The sequence below is a fragment of the Streptomyces yatensis genome (genome assembly GCF_018069625.1).
In the GTDB taxonomy this organism is placed as follows: Bacteria; Actinomycetota; Actinomycetes; order Streptomycetales; family Streptomycetaceae; genus Streptomyces; species Streptomyces yatensis.
This window is the reverse complement of record NZ_CP072941.1, coordinates 3,205,802-3,223,841: the sequence shown is the minus strand read 5'-3', so window position 1 is coordinate 3,223,841 and position 18,040 is coordinate 3,205,802. Positions and strand designations below refer to the sequence as shown.

Here is an 18,040-nt window from a genome sequence, read left to right as displayed (position 1 = left end):
CGGGCCATGACTCGACACAACGAAGCGGCCGGCCTGCCCGGCGAAGAGCAGGTCACCCTCCGCAGCCCGGCCGAGCTCGCCGATGCCCTGCCCTATGTCCTGGGCTTTCAGCCGGACGACAGCATCGTGATGATCGCGCTGCACGGCTCCCGCGGCCGGTTCGGCGGCAGGCTGAGGCTCGGCATTCCCCGGATCCCGGAGGAGTGGCCCGAAGTCTGCGACCAGCTCGCCGAATGCCTGATCAGCGGCAGCGAGCGGCGTGGCGGGCGGCCGGACGGGGTCGTTCTGTTCCTGTGCCAGGAGCCGGCCGAGGGTGAGTCGGGGGAGGAGGCGATGGAGCGGCTGCGGCCCCTCGCCCAGCGGCTGCGCACCGCGTGCGGCGGGTTGGAGGTGCCCGTGTTCGAGGCGCTGTGCATCTCCGGCGGCCGGTTCTGGTCGTATGTCTGTCCCGACCGGCGCTGCTGCCCGCCGGAAGGCGTTCCGCTCGCCCTGCCCGGCACCTCGGTCATGGCCGCGGCGGCGACGTTCGCGGGGGTCCAGGTGCGCGGCTCGCTGCGCGAGATGGAGGCCAGGCTCGCCCCGCTCGGCGCACCCCGGGCCGACGGGCAGGAGCGGGCGCTGGACGCGGCCGGGGCCGAGCTCGTGCCGAGGATTCTGGACGGTGCCGGGTCCGCGACGGTGTGTGCGCAAACCCTCGGGCTGGTGGGCCGGATGCTGGACACGTTCCAGGCCGCGCCGTCGGCCGCCGACGCGTGTACGGCCGATCTCCACGATGACCGGCTGCTCGACGATCAGGAGGCGGCCGCGGTGATCATCGGGCTGCAGGACCGGCGGACCCGGGACCGGGCGGCCGGATGGATGGAGGAAGTGGACGCCGACGCGGCGCTGCGGCTGTGGCGCGCGCTGGCCCGTCGCTGCGTCGGCTCGTACGGGGAGCATGCGGCGGCGCCGCTCACTCTGGCGGGGTGGGTCGCCTGGTCGGCGGGTGATGAGCTCACGGCACGGGTGGCGCTCGGCCGTGCGCTGCGGGTCGATCCCGACTATCTCTTCGCCAGGCTGCTGCACCAGGCGTGCAATGAGGGAGTCCCTGCGAAGCTGCTGCGCCAATGCCTGCGCCGGGAGGACTCCGACGGGGCCGACCGTGCCGACCGTGCTGTGCACGCGGCGGTGCACGCGGAGTTGGAGAGGCTCGGCGACCTGGCGGACGGCGAGTCGTTGGAGACGGCCGGGCCTCCGGCCGCAATGGCCGAGACGGTCGGAACCGTGGAGACGGCCGGACCGGTCGAGTCGGCTGTGCTCGCCGAGCGAGCCACCCGCGCGGAAGCCGAGGAGCGGGCGGAGATGGAGGGGCCGGCAGAAGTGGAGGAGCCGTCAGAGGCGGAGGAAGTGGCGGACGCGGACGTCGAGGGAGGGCGACAGCCTGCAACGGAATGGCCGGGCGGGACGGTGGGCCCGAATGGGAGGAGTAGCCCGGCCGGGGCGGCTGCCCCGGGTGGCCGGCGCCGTCCGGAAGGGCGGCCGCGCGCTCGGCGCCGGACCGGTGGACGGGGGACGCGCAGCCGCCGCTGACCCGGACTGGTGGGGGAGCCATGGGGCGGGGCCAGGGGCGACAGGGGAGCCCTGGGAAGGAGGCCGGGAAGTGGACGGGGGACGGTCGGTGGGCGCTCCGGGGCTGCGGTGGTCCGGGGTATTGGAGCGGCCCGGAGACGTTCGGAAGGAGGTGCGGGATTCGTGCAGGCGAGCGCTTGAGAGAGCGATTTCCCGAACATTGGTGATCATGCTCAAGGTCCTGATTATCGTCAGGCAGACGACTATGATCGCGTCATGCCCTACGACCCGTCGGCCTTTCCGGCGTTCGCCGTCACCGTTGATCTGGTCGTGCTCACCGTGCGGCGGCATTCGCTCTGTGCGCTGGCCGTCCGACGCGGGGAGGCGCCCTTCAAGGGGCGGTGGGCGCTACCCGGTGGTTTCGTGCGGGCCGATGAGGATCTGGCCGCCGCCGCTGCCAGGGAGCTGGCCGAGGAGACCGGGCTGCTCGCCCATGACCCCACGCTTCCGGTCCCTCCGAACGCCGCCCACCTTGAGCAGCTCGCCACCTACGGCGATCCGAAGCGGGACCCCCGGATGCGCGTGGTCAGCGTGGCGCACCTCGCGCTGGCGCCCGATCTGCCCGCGCCACGGGCCGGAGGTGACGCGCACAGCGTGCGCTGGGCCCCGGTCGAATCGCTGCTCGACCAGGACGGGGCCTTCGGCCGCGACAGTGATCTCGCCGCCCCGCTCGCCTTCGACCATGCCCGCATCCTCGCTGACGGGGTCGAGCGGGCCCGCTCCAAGATCGAGTACTCCTCGCTGGCCACCGCCTTCTGCCCGCAGGAGTTCACGGTCGGCGAGCTGCGCCGGGTGTACGAGGCGGTGTGGGGCGTGGCCCTGGACCCGCGCAACTTCCACCGCAAGGTCACCGGCACCCCGGGATTCCTGGTGCCCACCGGCGGTACGACGACCCGTCAGGGCGGTCGTCCCGCCCAGCTGTTCCGGGCCGGAGGGGCGACACTGCTCAATCCGCCCATGCTCCGTCCCGAGGTGTGACGAGCCAGGACACGACGAATCCACGGGAGGGGTATGTACCGAAGAAATAGGACATAGCGGGTTAACGTGCTCCGGTACGCCACCAGTCCCCACGTGCCATCGAGCGGTTCCATGCCCCGCGGGAGAAGCCATGATCCAGGCCACCGGACTGACCAGCACCCCCCGCCGCAACCAGCCGCCCGTTGTCGACGACCTCACCTTCGAGGCCCCGGCGGGCCGGGTCACCGCACTGCTCGGCGGTCCCGGCGCGGGCAAGACCACCGCGCTGCGGCTTCTGCTGCAGCTCGACCGGGGTCATGGCTCCGCCTTCTTCCGGGGCCGCCCCCTGCACCGCATCCGGCGCCCGGCTCATGAGATCGGCGTTCTCCTCGAGGACGTCCCCGGACACCCAGGCCGCACCGTGCGGGGGCATCTGAGGATGCTCGGTGCCGCGGCCGGGGTGCCCGCCGCCCGCGCCGATGTGGTGCTCGACGTGGTCGGCCTCACCGATCTGGCGGACGAGCGTCTCGGTGATCTGTCGACCGGGGCGGAGCGTCGTCTCGGAATCGCCATCGCTCTTCTCGGGGATCCGCACACCCTGGTGCTCGACGAGCCCGCACGGGGCCTGTCGGCCCGGGAGACCGCCTGGCTCTACGGGCTGCTGCGCCAATTCGCCGCTCAGGGCGGCGCCGTCCTCATCGCCACCGAGGACGCCGAGGATGCCATTCGCGTCGCGGACCAGGTGCTCACCCTGGAGTCGGGCCGGCTGGTGGCCGATCAGCCGGTGGACGAGTTCGCCCAGACCCGGCTGCGCCCCCGTGTCGTGGTCCACTCCCCGCTCGTCGGCCGGCTCGCCGCCGTCCTGGAGGAGGAGGTCAACGCCGCCCGTCAGCTGGCCGAGGCCAAGGCGGAGGAGGAGGCCCGGGCCGCGGCCGAGCTCGCGGCCAAGGCCGAGGTGACAAAGGCCGACGCCGCCCCGTCCGACGTCGCCGAAGGGGGTGACGCCGCCAAGGGTGAGGGTGTCGCGCCCAAGGTCAGGAAGAGGGCGATCTGGCGCAAGGTCAGGAAGGCCCAGTCCACCGCGCGGGGCGCCGCTGTCGGGGCCGAGGCGAAAAAGACCACCGCGGAAGCCTCGGCCAAGGACAGGATGGCCCGGTCGGACGACAAGGCGGCCCGGTCGGACGACAAGGTGGCCAAGCCAGACGACAAGGCGGGCAAGTCGGATGGCAAGGCGGGCAAGTCGGACAAGGGGAAGAAGGCCGCCTCTGTCCCCGCCCCCGCTGCCGACGCCGATGCGGCCGCCGCACGGACCGCCGCACGGACCGGGGCCGTGACCGGGGTCGAGGCCCAGGAGGAGCCGGTCGCCGCCCTCGCCGACCCGTTCTCCGTAGTGCGCGACGACGACACCCACATCTCCGTCTACGGCCTGTCTCCCGCCTCTGTCGGGGAGACCGCCTACCGCCACGGCATCGTGGTCCACCGACTGGTCGAGGAGACCGCGGATCTGGGCCCGGGCACCTCCGCGGGCGCCCGCGCCCGCGACCCCGAGGCGCCCCCGCTGCGCCTGCTCCCCAAGCTCCGCTTCCCCGGCCCCGCCTGGCCGATGCGCTACGAGCTGCGCCGCACCACCGGCGTACGGACCGGCTGGCTGATCGGCGTCGCCGGCATCGTCGCCTCCCTCCTCGCCTCCGTGCTGCTCGCCCGCGCGGGTGGCGTCGGGGAACTGCACCGGCTCACCGGCTGGCCCGCGGACCTTCCGCTGCCTCCCGTCGCCATCGCGGCCGGTCTTCTGGGCGCCCTCGCCTTCGGAGACGAGTTCCGCTTTCCGGCACTCGCCGCGACCCGGGACGCCGTGCCCCGCCGGCTGGGGCTGCTGGCCGCCAAATTCGCGGTCTGCGCGGCCGGTGCCGTCCTGCTGTCGCTCGCCGTCATCGTGCTCGACAGCGCGGCGCTCCTGCTGCTCGTCGGCGGCAGCGCGGTACCGCTGCCGGGCGACTGGCCGGAGTTGGTGGTCGGTGTCTTCGGGCTGACCATCGGTTCCTCGTGGGCCGGGCTGCTGGCCGCCGGAGTCTTCCGGTCCACCGCCCTCGGGCTGGCCACCCTGCTCGCCGTGCCGATCCTCGCGGTGCCGGTCGTCCAGCGCGCGGCGGAGGATCCTTCGCTGCGAACGCTGGCCATGCTGCCGCACCGGCTGCGCGCGGCGACGCTGGACCGGCCGCCGTCCATGATCGACCGAGGGCTGGCGGTCGCGCTGCGCCTCGCCTCCCAACCGGTCGGACAGGCGCTGATGTTGTCGGTCGCCGTTCTGCTGTGCGCCTACGCCCTCACCGGTCTGCGCGGCAGGAGCACCCGCCAGTAGTGCCCACCCCGGGCCGGGCGGCCGAGCCCGGCCCCCGGTCGACCGGCCCGTGCGGAGCCAGTGGATCAGGCCCGATGTGGATTCGCACACCCATAGCGCGAACTGCTCGCAACTCCCCGCAGCATGCTTCTTTCTGTCCGATTGAGCGTCAATTATGAGGTAATGGGCGATCACCCTTTCGTGTGCTTTTCACCAAAGACCTCAAGGGCTTCCGAGGCGTCGCCGACAAAGGATGCGTGAGTACCCTTGCGCACACCACGATGACCGCGGCTCGCCCCGCCGACTCCGGCCTGGCCGGTTCGGGCGAGCTTGACCGCTACTCCTACGCCGACGCCCCCGGCGCCGGCCGCGGCAGCGCCCCCTCCTCCTGGGACGGTGCCGAGGCAGAGATCGGCCGGGTGGGCCGGCGCGCGGCCGGCAACCGGGGCCGCGGGCTGCACGGCCAACTCGTACAGCAGCTGGGCCAGATGATCGTCTCCGGCGACCTGGGTGCGGACCGCCCGCTCGTCCCCGAGGAGATCGGGCAGCGCTTCGAGGTCTCCCGCACCGTCGTACGGGAATCGCTGCGCGTCCTCGAGGCCAAGGGCCTGGTCAGCGCCCGCCCCAATGTGGGCACCCGGGTCCGCCCGGTCAGCGACTGGAATCTCCTCGATCCGGACATCATCGAGTGGCGCGCCTTCGGCCCACAGCGGGACGACCAGCGCCGCGAGCTGTGCGAGCTGCGCTGGACCATCGAGCCGCTGGCCGCCCGGCTCGCCGCCGGGCACGGCCGCGAGGAGGTGCAGCAGCGGCTCGCCGACATGGTCGAGATCATGGCCCATGCGCTGACACAGGGTGACACCCTCACCTTCTCCCGCGCCGACGCCGAGTTCCACGGGCTGCTGCTGCAGGTCGGGGGCAACCGGATGCTGGAGCACCTGGCGGGCATCGTCGCCGCCGCGCTCCACGTCTCCGGGGCGCCCGTCTCCGGGTGCGACCGCCTCACCGAGGCGGGGGTCGCCCACCACCGCCGGATCGTCGAGGCCATCGGCGAGGGCGACGCCGCGGAGTCCGAGGCGGCGATGCGCCAGCTGCTGACCGTCCACCCGGATCTCGATCACGCCGAGGTCGGGGTGCCCGCGCCGCGCGAGCACTGATCCGTCGGCGCGTCCGGTGCCCGGAACCCCGGGCGTCCGGTGCGTGCCGCGTACGACGTACGGCAAGGCGGTGTCAGTAGGCGGCGAGTGCCGGCCCGATGGATGCCGTACGGCGTACGAGAGGGCGTCGCCGGATCCCGCGCCGCGGGTTCGGCGGCGCGGCGCGACCGATCGATCGGCACCGTGCGACTCCCATCGGTGCACGACTGGGAGTTTTCTGTCCCGTTGGATGGGCATTAAGACCGTTATGGGGTGTGACTCGGGCCACGAGTATTGGGCGTAACGCTCTTTGGGGTAGCGCGATGATTAAAGAGGTGGCAGCCGCGGAGGGAATACGGATGTCGCTCGCAACGCTGTACTCCTCCGCACTCCGCCCGCGCCGTCGGTTCATCCCTGCCGGCGGTCGTCGGCTCCGGTCCCCACCGGACTGAGCCGGAAGCCGTTTCCAACGTTCCGAGAGGTTGTTCGTGTCGGCCAGCACATCCCGTACGCTCCCGCCGGAGATCGCCGAGTCGGAGTCTGTCATGGCGCTCATCGAGCGGGGAAAGGCTGAGGGGCAGATCGCAGGCGACGATGTGCGCCGGGCCTTCGAGGCTGACCAGATTCCGCCAACCCAGTGGAAGAACGTACTGCGCAGCCTCAACCAGATCCTCGACGAGGAGGGTGTGACGCTGATGGTCAGTGCCGCAGAAGCGCCCAAGCGCACCCGCAAGAGCGTCGCAGCGAAGAGCCCGGCAAAGCGCACCGCCACCAAGACTGTCGCGGCCAAGACGGTCACTGCCAAGAAGGCCCCCGCCGCCCCGGCGATTCCATCGGCGGACGCCGGCGACATCCCGGCCGATGAGGCCGCGATGGCCCCCGCGAAGAAGGCCGCCGCCAAGAAGGCCACGGCCAAGAAGACGGTCGCCAAGAAGACCACCGCCGCCGCCAAGAAGACGGTCGCGAAGAAGACCACCGCCAAGAAGGATGTCACCGACGAGCTTCTCGAGGCCGACGAGGTCATCGAAGAGGCAGCCGCGCCGGGCAAGCCCGGTCCCGAGGGCGCCGAGGCCGAGCCCGAGAACGCGGGCTTCGTGCTCTCCGACGAGGACGAGGACGACGCCCCCGCGCAGCAGGTCGCCGCGGCCGGTGCCACGGCCGACCCGGTCAAGGACTACCTCAAGCAGATCGGCAAGGTCCCGCTGCTCAACGCCGAGCAGGAGGTCGAGCTCGCCAAGCGCATCGAGGCCGGTCTGTTCGCCGAGGACAAGCTCGCCAACTCGGACAAGCTGGCCCCCAAGCTCAAGCGCGAGCTGGAGATCATCGCCGAGGACGGCCGCCGCGCCAAGAACCACCTCCTGGAGGCCAACCTCCGTCTGGTGGTCTCCCTGGCCAAGCGCTACACGGGCCGCGGCATGCTCTTCCTGGACCTCATCCAGGAGGGCAACCTCGGTCTGATCCGCGCCGTCGAGAAGTTCGACTACACCAAGGGCTACAAGTTCTCCACGTATGCCACCTGGTGGATCCGTCAGGCGATCACCCGCGCCATGGCCGACCAGGCCCGCACCATCCGTATCCCGGTGCACATGGTCGAGGTCATCAACAAGCTGGCGCGCGTCCAGCGCCAGATGCTCCAGGACCTGGGCCGTGAGCCCACCCCGGAGGAGCTGGCCAAGGAGCTCGACATGACCCCCGAGAAGGTCATCGAGGTCCAGAAGTACGGCCGTGAGCCGATCTCGCTGCACACCCCGCTGGGCGAGGACGGCGACAGCGAGTTCGGTGACCTCATCGAGGACTCCGAGGCGGTCGTCCCGGCCGACGCGGTCAGCTTCACCCTGCTGCAGGAGCAGCTGCACTCCGTGCTCGACACGCTCAGCGAGCGTGAGGCCGGCGTGGTCTCGATGCGCTTCGGCCTCACCGACGGCCAGCCGAAGACCCTCGACGAGATCGGCAAGGTCTACGGCGTGACGCGTGAGCGCATCCGTCAGATCGAGTCCAAGACGATGTCGAAGCTGCGCCACCCGTCCCGCTCCCAGGTCCTCCGCGACTACCTGGACTGATGCGGACCGCCGCCGCGTAACCGAAGCGGCACAGCGCGAAGGCCGGGCCCTCGAGGGCCCGGCCTTCGCGCTGTGCCGGCGCCATGTTCCCCGCTTGGCCCATCCGGGATGCGATGTGCGACGCAGGGGGTAACCCTGAGTGTGCGAGACGCTCCGTATGGTCAGGAGGCTGCATGCGTACGTCGCTCCGCTCGCTCCTCGTCGTCCTGGTGGTGCCGTTGGCCGCCGCGCTCGCGATGGTGCTCACCGCGCCCGCTCCGGCGACGGCCGACCGTGTCGTGATCGGCGGGCATCCGGCCCGTACGGTCGAGGCGCCCTGGACGGTGGCCCTGGCCAGCCGTGCGCTCTTCGGGGACAAGAGGTCGGGCCAGTTCTGTGGCGGGGCGGTGGTGGGGCCCACGACGGTCATCACGGCGGCCCACTGTCTGAGCCGTGGGGTGCTCGGCATGGACTGGCGGCAGGTCAAGGACCTCAGGGTGATCATCGGCCGCAATGACCTGCGGAAGAGCGACGGGGTGGAGTACCCGACGGCGCGCGTGTGGGTCAATCCGGCGTACGAGGGCGACAACAGGGCTGGAGACATCGCGGTGCTCACCCTGGGGGTCGCGGTGCCGGCGGCCTACACGATCCCCATGGCGGGCAGCGGCGACCAGGCGTACCGGCCGGGCGAAAAGGCCGCGGTGTACGGCTGGGGTGATACGGAGGGCGATGGCAGCTATGCGTCGGCGCTGCGCACGGCGTCGGTGCAGGTGCTGGCCGACACGGTCTGTGAGCGCGCCTATCCGGGCAACGCGGAGGGGGACTACGATCCGCGGTCCATGGTCTGCGCGGGGCTGCCGAACGGGGGCCGGGACGCCTGTCAGGGGGACAGCGGAGGGCCGCTGGTCGCCCGGGGGCGGCTGGTGGGCCTGGTGTCCTGGGGCAGCGGATGCGCTGTGGCGGGGCGGCCGGGCGTCTACACGAGGATCTCGGCGGTGGCCGATCTGGTGGCCGCCCATGACTGATGCGGAGTGCCGGGATGGCGGTGAATCCCGGAAGGAGCCCCGGAGGGCCCGTGGGGTGGTGTGGACGGGTCCACGAAACGAGCGTGGGCGGCCGCCCCACTCAGGGGGCAGACCGCCCGAATCCGGCCCTGGGCCGGCGTCGCTCGTCGTCGTGGGTGTGAGGCGTCAGCGTTCGTCGTCGGACGCGGACGCCGGAGCTGCGGTGAGCCGCTCGGTCTCGTCCTGTATTTCCGCGGCGATCTTCTTGAGTTCCGGCTCGAACTTGCGCCCGTGATGGGCACAGAAGAGCAGTTCACCACCGCTGATCAGCACCACGCGCAGGTACGCCTGGGCGCCGCAGCGGTCGCAGCGGTCAGCGGCCGTCAACGGGCTCGCGGGGGTCAGAACAGTAGTCACGTCGCCTCTTCTCTAGCTCGACGAGCTGTCGTACCAGGGTCAACATCCAACCAGCCTGAAATCGTTCCCGCTCGTGGCTTTTTCCCAAAAATTGCTTCTGAGTAGGCCGGATGGTGACGTTTGGCGGCGAATGAGCCGTATTGCCTAGCTTTGGTCTATTGCGTCGTTTGTCTGGTTCACCCTCCCGGCCGGGTTGCCGGTTGTGAATGATGACGTGCCCGGAGCCTAAATGGTTCATGCCTGAAAGGGAACGTGATGTGTGCGGCACCGCCACGAGATATCGAACGTACGAGCGAAACGGTGGCCGGTGCGACTAGCATGGACGTTTCAACGGGTGGCGGCACAAAGGCTCTATCAGGCCTCGGTACGCTCTGACGGGCGACCATGCCACCATCGTGCCCACAGCTGGGCCAACCAGAAATTCAGCGAGGAGCGAACCGCGTGACCGCCGACACGTCCGTGCCGTCCACTGCGCTGCTGACCGGAGCAGACCGGGGCGGCTCCAACTACACCGCGCGGCACCTTCTCGTCCTCGAGGGGCTCGAGGCAGTGCGCAAGCGCCCTGGCATGTACATCGGCTCTACCGACAGCCGTGGACTCAGCCACTGCCTCTGGGAGATCATCGACAACTCGGTCGACGAGGCCCTCGGCGGCTTCTGCGATCACATCGAGGTCATCCTCCACGACGACGGCTCCGTGGAGGTGCGCGACAACGGCCGGGGGATCCCGGTGGACGTCGAGCCCAAGACGGGGCTGTCCGGCGTCGAGGTCGTGATGACCAAGCTGCACGCCGGCGGAAAGTTCGGCGGCGGCTCGTACGCGGCCTCCGGCGGTCTGCACGGCGTCGGCGCCTCCGTGGTGAACGCGCTGTCCGCCCGTCTCGACGTGGAGGTGGACCGCGACGCCAAGACCCACGCGATCAGCTTCCGCCGCGGCGTCCCCGGGATCTTCACCGAATCCGGGCCGGACGCTCCGTTCGACCCGTCCAGCGGTCTCCTCAAGGGCAAGAGGGTCCCCAAGACCCGCACCGGCACCCGCATCCGCTACTGGGCGGATCGCCAGATCTTCCTCAAGGACGCCAAGCTCTCCCTGGAGGCGCTGCACGCCCGCGCCCGGCAGACCGCGTTCCTGGTGCCGGGGCTGACCCTGGTCGTCCGGGACGAGCGGGCCCTGGAGGGGCGGGAGGGGCCGGTCGAGGAGACCTTCCGCTACGACGGGGGGATCAGCGAGTTCTGCGAGTACCTCGCCCAGGACAAGGCCGTCTGCGATGTGCTGCGGCTGTCCGGGCAGGGCACCTTCAAGGAGACCGTGCCGGTCCTCGACGACCGCGGCCATATGACGCCGACCGAGGTCACCCGCGACCTGGGCGTCGACATCGCGCTGCGGTGGGGCACCGGATACGACACGACCGTGAAGTCGTTCGTCAACATCATCGCGACCCCCAAGGGCGGCACCCATGTCGCCGGCTTCGAGCGCGCGATCACCAGGACCGTCAACGAGGCCCTGCGCACCTCCAAGCTGCTGCGCGTCGCCGAGGACGACGTCGTCAAGGACGACGCCATGGAGGGCCTGACGGCGGTGGTGACCGTCCGGCTGGCCGAGCCGCAGTTCGAGGGCCAGACCAAGGAGGTGCTGGGCACCTCGGCGGCCTCCCGGATCGTGGCCAATGTGGTCTCCAAGGAGCTCAAGGAGTTCCTGACCTCCTCCAAGCGGGATGCCAAGCAGCAGGCCCGGGCCGTCCTGGAGAAGGTCGTGGCCGCGGCCCGTACGCGCATCGCGGCCCGCCAGCACAAGGAGGCGCAGCGCCGTAAGACCGCGCTGGAGTCCTCTTCGCTGCCCGCGAAGCTGGCCGACTGCCGCAGCGACGATGTGGGCCGCAGCGAGCTGTTCATCGTCGAGGGGGACTCGGCGCTGGGTACGGCCAAGCTGGCCCGGAACTCCGAGTTCCAGGCGCTGCTGCCGATCCGCGGCAAGATCCTGAATGTGCAGAAGTCATCGATCTCGGACATGCTCAAGAACGCCGAGTGCGGCGCGATCATCCAGGTGATAGGGGCCGGATCGGGCCGGACCTTCGACATCGACCAGGCGCGCTACGGCAAGGTGATCTTCCTCGCCGACGCCGATGTCGACGGCGCGCACATCCGCTGTCTGCTGCTGACCCTCTTCCAGCGCTACATGCGGCCGATGGTCGAGCAGGGACGGGTCTTCTCGGCGGTGCCGCCGCTGCACCGGGTGGAGCTGGTGAACCCCAAGCGGGGGCAGAGCAAGTACGTCTACACCTACTCCGACCAGGAGCTCCAGGAGACGCTGCTGGACCTCCAGCGCCGCGAGATCCGCTACAAGGACGGCATCCAGCGCTACAAGGGTCTCGGCGAGATGGACGCCGACCAGCTCGCGGAGACCACGATGGACCCGCGCCACCGCACCCTGCGGCGCATCAACATCAGCGACCTGGAGGCCGCCGAGCGCGCCTTCGACCTGCTCATGGGCAATGAGGTCGCGCCCCGTAAGGAGTTCATCACCAACTCGGCGGCGACCCTGGACCGGTCGCGCATCGACGTCTGACGCCCGGCCCGTCGCCACGGCCGGTTCGGCGGGGTCTCCCACCCGGGAGGCCCCGCCGGCGTTCCCCCGCCCCTTCCGGAGTGCCGATTCCGGGTCGTTCATCACCTGAGTCACCTGATGGGGTGAACGTCCGGTATTGAAGGGCCCCGGATCTTTCTGATCTGCCCATCCTTGGTCACGCGGCGAATGCGGCAGTGAACGAGGAGTGTTCGGGGTGGACATGCACAACGCTCGCGATACGGGAGCGGCGCGGGTGGAAGATCCGTGGTACGACGCGCTCGCGTCCGGCCGGGGCGAGCCGGACGACACGGACAGCGCGGCTCGGCCCGCGCGTCCGCCCGCCGCCCGGGAGGTCTACACGGAGGTGCACGGCAGCGCCGCGTTTCAGGAGGTGCGCCGGCGCTACCGCCGGTTCGTCTTCCCGGCGGCCGCCGCGTTCCTCCTCTGGTACCTCGCCTATGTCGTCGCGGCGACCGCCGCCCCCGGTCTGATGGCCCGCCCGGTCGTGGGCACCCTGAATGTGGCGATGGTCGCGGGGCTCGGGCAGTTCGCCACCACCTTCCTGCTGACGTGGGCGTACGCCCGGCACGCACGGCTGCGCCGGGACCGGGTCGCGCTCGAACTGCGCTGGGTGACGCAGGAGATGATGCGGGGGCGCGGCCGGTGACGGGTGATCAGCGGAGCCTGGCGCTGCTGCTCTTCGGCGTCTTCGTGGCGGCCACCCTGGGGATCACCACCTGGGCGGGGCGCCGACGGCACGGCTCGCCGGAGGAGTTCTACGCGGGCGGTCGGCTGTTCTCCCCGATGGAGAACGGGTTCGCCATCGCGGGTGACTACCTGTCCGCCGCGTCCTTCCTCGGCATCTCCGGACTCATCGCGCTCTTCGGCTACGACGGGGTGCTCTACTGCGTGGGCTTCTTCGTGGCCTGGCTGGTGGTCCTGCTGCTGGTGGCCGAACTCGTCCGCAACTGCGGCCGGTTCACCCTGGCCGATGTGCTGGCCGCCCGGATGCGGGAGCGCCCGGTGCGGATCGCCGCGGGCATCTCCTCGGTCACGGTCTGTGTGCTCTATCTCGTGGCCCAGATGGTCGGCGCCGGCAGTCTGGTCGCCCTGCTGATCGGGGAGACGGGCGGCCGCGCCCGCGCCTGGACGGTGATCGGCGTAGGCACCCTGATGGTGGTCTTCGTGGCGCTGGGCGGGATGCGGGCCACGACCTGGATCCAGATCGTGAAGGCCGTGCTGCTGATGGGCGGGGCGATCGCGCTGACCACCCTGGTCCTCGTCCGCTTCCGCGGCGATCTCGACGCCCTGCTCAGCACCGCGGCGCACAACAGCGGGCATGGCGTGGACTTCCTCGCCCCCGGCCTCAGCTACGGCGGAGGCTGGACCGCCCGGCTGGACTTCGTGAGCCTCGGCCTGGCCCTGGTGCTGGGCACCGCCGGACTGCCGCACATCCTCTCGCGCTTCTACACCGTGCCCACCGCCCGCGCCGCCCGCCGCTCGGTGATCTGGGCGATCGGGCTGGTCGGCGGCTTCTACCTGATGACGATCGTGCTCGGTTTCGGCGCCGCGGCCGTGCTGGGCACCGATGCCGTACGGGCCTCCAACGCGGCCGGGAACACGGCCGTTCCGCTGCTGGCACTCGACCTCGGCGGCGGCGCCGGATCGACCGGGGGCACGGTGCTGTTCGCGGTCGTCGCGGCCATCGCCTTCGCCACCATCCTCGCCGTCGTCGCCGGGATCACCCTCGCCTCCTCGGCCTCCGTCGCCCATGACCTGTATGGCTCGCTGAGCCGGCGGGCGGGCCGCACCCCGCGCGGCGAGGTGGTGGTCGCGCGGATCGCCGCGGTGGGGATCGGGGCGGCCGCGATCGGGCTCGGGCTGCTCGCCGACGACCTCAATGTGGCGTTCCTGGTGGGGCTCGCGTTCGCCGCCGCCGCGTCGGCGAACCTCCCGGTGCTGCTGTACTCGCTGTTCTGGCGGCGGTTCACCGCCCGCGGCGCGGTGTGGTCGGTCTACGGGGGGCTGCTGCCGGCGGTGGTGCTGGTGGTGCTCTCCCCGGTGGTCTCCGGTGACCCGGACGCGATCTTCTCGGGGGTGGACTTCCACCTCTTCCCGCTGCAGAACCCGGGCCTGGTCTCGGTGCCCCTCGGGTTCCTCGCGGGCTGGCTCGGGACGGTCACCTCATCCGCGCCCGCCGACGTCCCCGGCCATGCCGCCCAGCACGCCGAAACGGAGGTGCGGGCCCTCACGGGGGCGGGCGCGGCCTGACGGGCAGGGCTCGAGGGTGGGTTTCAAGGGCGGGGTTCAGACCCACACATACCGATGCTCGGGGCGGCCGGTCTCGCCGTATTTCAGACTGAGCCGCACCCGACCCGTGCGCTCCAGCAGCTTCAGATAGCGCTGTGCGGTCTGGCGGCTCAGCGAGGAGCGCTCGGCCACCTCCTGTGCCGACAGCGGGCCCTCGGCGCCCCGCAGCACCTCCCGTACGAGATCGGCGGTGAGCGCCGAGTGGCCCTTGGGCAGCTCCGCGGGGCCGGCCGATGCGCCTCCCAGGGCGCCGAAGATCCGGTCCACCTGGTCCTGTCCGGCCTCGCCGTCGCCCTCCAGCGCACGGCGCAGCGCCGCGTACCCCTCCAACTTGGCGCGCAGCCCCGCGAAGGTGAAGGGCTTGACCAGGTACTGCAGCGCGCCATGGCGCATCGCCGCCTGGACGGTCGCGATATCGCGGGCCGCGGTCACCATGATGATGTCGGTGTGGTGGCCGAGCTGCCGCAGCCGCCGCACCAGGGACAGCCCCGTCTCATCCGGCAGATAGTGGTCGAGCAGTACCAGGTCGACGGGGGTGGTCTCCAGGACGGCCAGCGCCTCGGCGGCGGAGTGCGCCTGCCCCGCAATGCGGAAACCGGCCACCTTCCCGACGTATGCGGCATTCACCCGGGCCACCCGGACGTCGTCGTCCACGACCAGCACCTCCAGGAGCCCGCCCGGTCCGGATCCAAGGGTCATCGTGGCTCTCCTGTCGCGGTCAGCGGCGCCCCGGCGGGCTGTTCGGCCAGTGCCTCGGGGAGGACGACGGTGAACTCCGCGCCCCCGCCCTCGCGGTCGGACACCCGTACGCTGCCACCCTGGCGTTCGGCGAGGCGGCGGACCAGCGCGAGCCCTATGCCGCGCTTGCCGTGCGCGGGCGGCTCCTTGGTCGACCAGCCCTCGGTGAAGACCACATCGCGCCGGTCGGCGGGGATCCCGGGGCCGGTGTCGGAGACCCGCAGCAGCACCGTACGGTCGTCCGCGCACAGCTCCACCTCGACGTGCGGCTCCCGCGAACCGACCGCCGCGTCCAGGGCGTTGTCGATGAGATTGCCGACGATCGTCACCAGCCCCGGCGGGTCCACCAGCCGGTTGGGCAGCAGGCTGTCCTCGGCGACGGACAGCGAGACGCCGCGCTCGGTGGCCACCGCGGCCTTGCCGACCAGCAGGGAGGCCAGCAGCGGATCGTGCACCCGCTCGGTGACCTGCTCGGCGGTGGCCCGGTGCACCCCGATCGCCTCGGTGATGAACTCCATGGCCTCGTCGTGCAGTTCGAGTTCGAGCAGCCCCAGGAGGGTGTGCATCCGGTTGGCGTGCTCATGGTCCTGTGCCCGCAGGGCGTCGATCAGCCCCCGGGTGCCGTCCAGCTCGCGGCCCAGCCGCTCCAGTTCGGTGCGGTCGCGGAGCGTGACCACCGCACCGCCGTCGTCCGTCGGCATCCGGTTGGCGACCAGCACCCGGCCGCCGCTGACGGTCAGCAGATCGGCGCCGGTGACCCGGCCGGACAGCACATCGGTCGTACGGCCCGGGGCGAGCACCGCCTCCAGGGGGCGGCCGGTGTCCTCGGGGCTCAGATCCAGCAGCCGCTGCGCCTCGTCGTTGATCAGCCGGATGCGGCCGTGGGCATCGAGGGCGACGACCCCTTCCCGGATGCCGTGCAGCATCGCCTCGCGCTCCGCGAGCAGCGCGGAGATATCGGAGAAGGCCAGGTCATGGGTGCGTCGCTGGAGCCGGCGGGCGACCACATACGCCGCCAGGGCGCCGACGGCGAGCGCGCCGCCCGCGTAGGCGAGCATCTCCGGGACCGAGGCGACGAGCCGGGCGCGCACGCTCTCGTAGGAGATGCCCACCGAGACGGCGCCCACGATACGGCCGCTCTCGGCGCGCAGCGGCACCTTGCCGCGGGCCGAGCGGCCGAGGGTGCCCTCGTCGATCTCCATGATCTCCCGGCCCTCGATGGCGTCGGTGGGGTCGGTGGAGACATGCTTGCCGATCTCGTCCGGTGAGGTGTGCGACCAGCGCACTCCCCGCCGATCCATGATCACGACATACTCGGCGCCGGTCGCCCGGCGGATGCGCTCCGCTTCGGTCTGCACGGGACCGTCGGCGGTGGGCCGGGTGTGCTGGAGCGCCTCGGCCAGCCGGGGCTCGGCGGCCGTGGTCTGGGCGATGGCGAGGGCGCGGCGCATGGCCTGGTCGTCGAGGTGGTCGCTGAGCGGCGCGAGGAAGAGGCCGGTCGCGAGCACGGTGATACCCGTGGCGATGGCCAGCTGCATCAGCAGGACCTGGGAGAAGACGCGTCGGGGCCAGCCGATGCGCCACCTTGTGGCCGTGGCTGCCTGCCCCGGCGGTATCGCGGCGCTCATGGCAACGAAGGGTAACCAAGGGCGGGCCGGAGGGACCGCGTCAGGACCCGGGGGAGGGGGCCGGGAGCGGCGATCCCGGGGCGACGGGGCGGGGCGTGGTCGGGGGCCACGGGGCGGGGCGCGGGCTCGGAGAGGGGCCCGGGAGCGGCGATCCCGGCGTGCCGCGCGGCCGCGGGGCCTGCGCTCAGAGGCGCCCGGCGGCCATCGCGCGTACGCCGGGTGCGGGCCGCTGGGCGGCCCGGATCCCGACGACCTTCATGCGGGCCGGGGAGCCCAGGGGCGAACCGCAGCTCTCGGGCCGCGGCGGCGCCGCGGCCACCTGCGCGACGCTCACCCGCCAGGCCCGGCCGTCGCGGTGCGCGACGGTCACCGACCAGACCGGCGCCTCGCCCTCGGTCCCCGCGACGGTCAGCGCCTCGACCCCGTCCTCGCCGGTCAGCTCGCGGACGGCCAGCTCCGCCGCCTGGGCGGGGCGTCCCCAGGCGGAGCGGCCGCGGCAGCCCTCGGTGACGACCCGGCCCTGCCGCAGTGCTTCGATGACATCCTTGACGCCTTGCGCGGTGGCACGGCCGTAGGTGTAGCCGTGCGGCAGCACGACAAGGGTGGGGGAGAAGCGGTGGCCGCCGATATGGGTGATCTCCCAGGTGCCGTGGACACCGGAGGCGGCCAGCTCACCGGCGAGCGGGCGGCCGAGGAGGGCGCAGCAGCGGTCGCGCTTGCCGTTGGTGCACACCAGCACCAGCGGATCGCCGGTGTACTCCTCCCAGGCGGCGGGGTCGTGGGGGCGCAGGGTGAGCCCACCGGGGTCGCCCGCGCCCAGCGCGGCGAAGTCCAGCCCGAGCAGCCGTGCGGGATCGTCCAGGGCGGTGGTGCGGATCCAGGAGCGGCCGGGCCGGGTGTGGGCCACGAAGACCCGGTGCCGGGCGCCGGTGTGCAGATCGGCGTGACGGCCGGGGCGGCGGATCAGCGCGACCCGTACGCCGGTGCCCTCGGCGGCGTGCTCCAGCGCGCGTCCGACGGCCCTGTCGAGGCGGCTGGCGGTAAGGGCCTCGGTGCCCCAGGGCCCGGGCTGTTCCACCAACAGCCAGGTGGAGGCGGTGGCCGCCGTCCCGGCGAGCGGCTCGGACAGGTCGCGGGAAGCGGTCGCGCACGTGCTCACGAAGGTAAGCCTAACCTCTCTTGATCGATAGTGCGCGCCGGAGCCGTGCGTGCGCCGCCGGAGCCCTGATGGAACGCGCGGTGGGAGCCGTATGGGCGCCTTACGGCCCGCATGCGGCGGAGGACGGCAGTCCGCATCCCG

At 71.7% G+C, this 18,040-nt stretch carries 13 protein-coding genes; 9 read left to right on the top strand and 4 right to left on the bottom strand.

Features of this window, described 5'->3' with window-relative positions:
• Positions 1-6: 6 nt before the first annotated feature.
• The 6 genes from J8403_RS12950 (at position 7) to J8403_RS12925 (ending at position 9,103) form a co-directional block, all read left to right on the top strand.
• The gene (locus tag J8403_RS12950) at positions 7-1,569 is read left to right on the top strand and encodes a DUF4192 domain-containing protein (protein ID WP_211123334.1); all 1,563 of its coding nucleotides are present in this window, start codon (positions 7-9) and stop codon (positions 1,567-1,569) included.
• A gap of 255 nt (positions 1,570-1,824) precedes the next feature.
• Entirely contained in the window at positions 1,825-2,586 is a 762-nt protein-coding gene (locus tag J8403_RS12945; protein WP_059141623.1) for an NUDIX hydrolase, read from the top strand.
• Positions 2,587-2,716: 130 nt separating this feature from the next.
• Positions 2,717-4,924, top strand: coding sequence for an ATP-binding cassette domain-containing protein (locus J8403_RS12940; RefSeq protein WP_211123333.1), 2,208 nt, complete (start codon positions 2,717-2,719; stop codon positions 4,922-4,924).
• Between the two features lie 182 nt (positions 4,925-5,106).
• Positions 5,107-6,060 (top strand): FadR/GntR family transcriptional regulator, encoded by a 954-nt coding sequence (locus J8403_RS12935; RefSeq protein WP_281427920.1) that lies wholly within the window; start codon positions 5,107-5,109, stop codon positions 6,058-6,060.
• A 461-nt stretch (positions 6,061-6,521) separates the two neighbouring features.
• Entirely contained in the window at positions 6,522-8,099 is a 1,578-nt protein-coding gene (locus tag J8403_RS12930) for an RNA polymerase sigma factor (protein WP_281427919.1), read from the top strand.
• A gap of 173 nt (positions 8,100-8,272) precedes the next feature.
• Positions 8,273-9,103, top strand: coding sequence for a S1 family peptidase (locus tag J8403_RS12925; protein ID WP_211123330.1), 831 nt, complete (start codon positions 8,273-8,275; stop codon positions 9,101-9,103).
• A 165-nt stretch (positions 9,104-9,268) separates the two neighbouring features.
• On the opposite strand, the gene J8403_RS12920 is transcribed toward J8403_RS12925, so the two are convergent.
• Complete coding sequence (locus tag J8403_RS12920; protein WP_030842698.1) at positions 9,269-9,499, bottom strand: DUF7455 domain-containing protein; 231 nt, start codon at positions 9,497-9,499, stop codon at positions 9,269-9,271.
• 441 nt (positions 9,500-9,940) lie between these two features.
• Between J8403_RS12920 and J8403_RS12915 the strand changes: the two genes are divergently transcribed.
• From J8403_RS12915 to J8403_RS12905, 3 genes are all read left to right on the top strand, one after another.
• Complete coding sequence (locus J8403_RS12915) at positions 9,941-12,064, top strand: DNA gyrase/topoisomerase IV subunit B (RefSeq protein WP_211123329.1); 2,124 nt, start codon at positions 9,941-9,943, stop codon at positions 12,062-12,064.
• A gap of 220 nt (positions 12,065-12,284) precedes the next feature.
• A complete protein-coding gene (locus tag J8403_RS12910; protein WP_211128221.1) occupies positions 12,285-12,731 on the top strand; it encodes a DUF485 domain-containing protein in 447 nt (148 codons plus the stop codon).
• Entirely contained in the window at positions 12,728-14,335 is a 1,608-nt protein-coding gene (locus tag J8403_RS12905) for a solute symporter family protein (RefSeq protein WP_211123328.1), read from the top strand. The genes J8403_RS12910 and J8403_RS12905 overlap by 4 nt, the downstream gene beginning before the upstream one ends.
• Before the next feature lie 36 nt (positions 14,336-14,371).
• Here the strand turns inward: J8403_RS12905 and J8403_RS12900 are convergent, their stop codons facing one another.
• From J8403_RS12900 to J8403_RS12890, 3 genes are all read right to left on the bottom strand, one after another.
• Positions 14,372-15,073 carry a response regulator gene (locus J8403_RS12900; RefSeq protein WP_211123327.1) on the bottom strand — a complete coding sequence of 234 codons (702 nt, stop codon included), beginning with the start codon at positions 15,071-15,073 and terminating at the stop codon, positions 14,372-14,374.
• Entirely contained in the window at positions 15,070-16,740 is a 1,671-nt protein-coding gene (locus J8403_RS12895) for an ATP-binding protein (protein ID WP_211123326.1), read from the bottom strand. The genes J8403_RS12900 and J8403_RS12895 overlap by 4 nt, the downstream gene beginning before the upstream one ends.
• Positions 16,741-16,924: 184 nt before the next feature.
• A complete protein-coding gene (locus J8403_RS12890; protein ID WP_211123325.1) occupies positions 16,925-17,899 on the bottom strand; it encodes a ferredoxin family protein in 975 nt (324 codons plus the stop codon).
• Between the last annotated feature and the right edge of the window lie 141 nt (positions 17,900-18,040).

Coding starts and splice junctions, on each gene's coding strand:
- J8403_RS12925 (WP_211123330.1), top strand. CDS start 8,273: ATGCGTACGTCGCTCCGCTCGCTCCTCGTCGTCCTGGTGGTGCCGTTG.
- J8403_RS12900 (WP_211123327.1), bottom strand. CDS start 15,073: ATGACCCTTGGATCCGGACCGGGCGGGCTCCTGGAGGTGCTGGTCGTG.
- J8403_RS12945 (WP_059141623.1), top strand. CDS start 1,825: ATGCCCTACGACCCGTCGGCCTTTCCGGCGTTCGCCGTCACCGTTGAT.
- J8403_RS12940 (WP_211123333.1), top strand. CDS start 2,717: ATGATCCAGGCCACCGGACTGACCAGCACCCCCCGCCGCAACCAGCCG.
- J8403_RS12950 (WP_211123334.1), top strand. CDS start 7: ATGACTCGACACAACGAAGCGGCCGGCCTGCCCGGCGAAGAGCAGGTC.
- J8403_RS12895 (WP_211123326.1), bottom strand. CDS start 16,740: ATGAGCGCCGCGATACCGCCGGGGCAGGCAGCCACGGCCACAAGGTGG.
- J8403_RS12910 (WP_211128221.1), top strand. CDS start 12,285: ATGCACAACGCTCGCGATACGGGAGCGGCGCGGGTGGAAGATCCGTGG.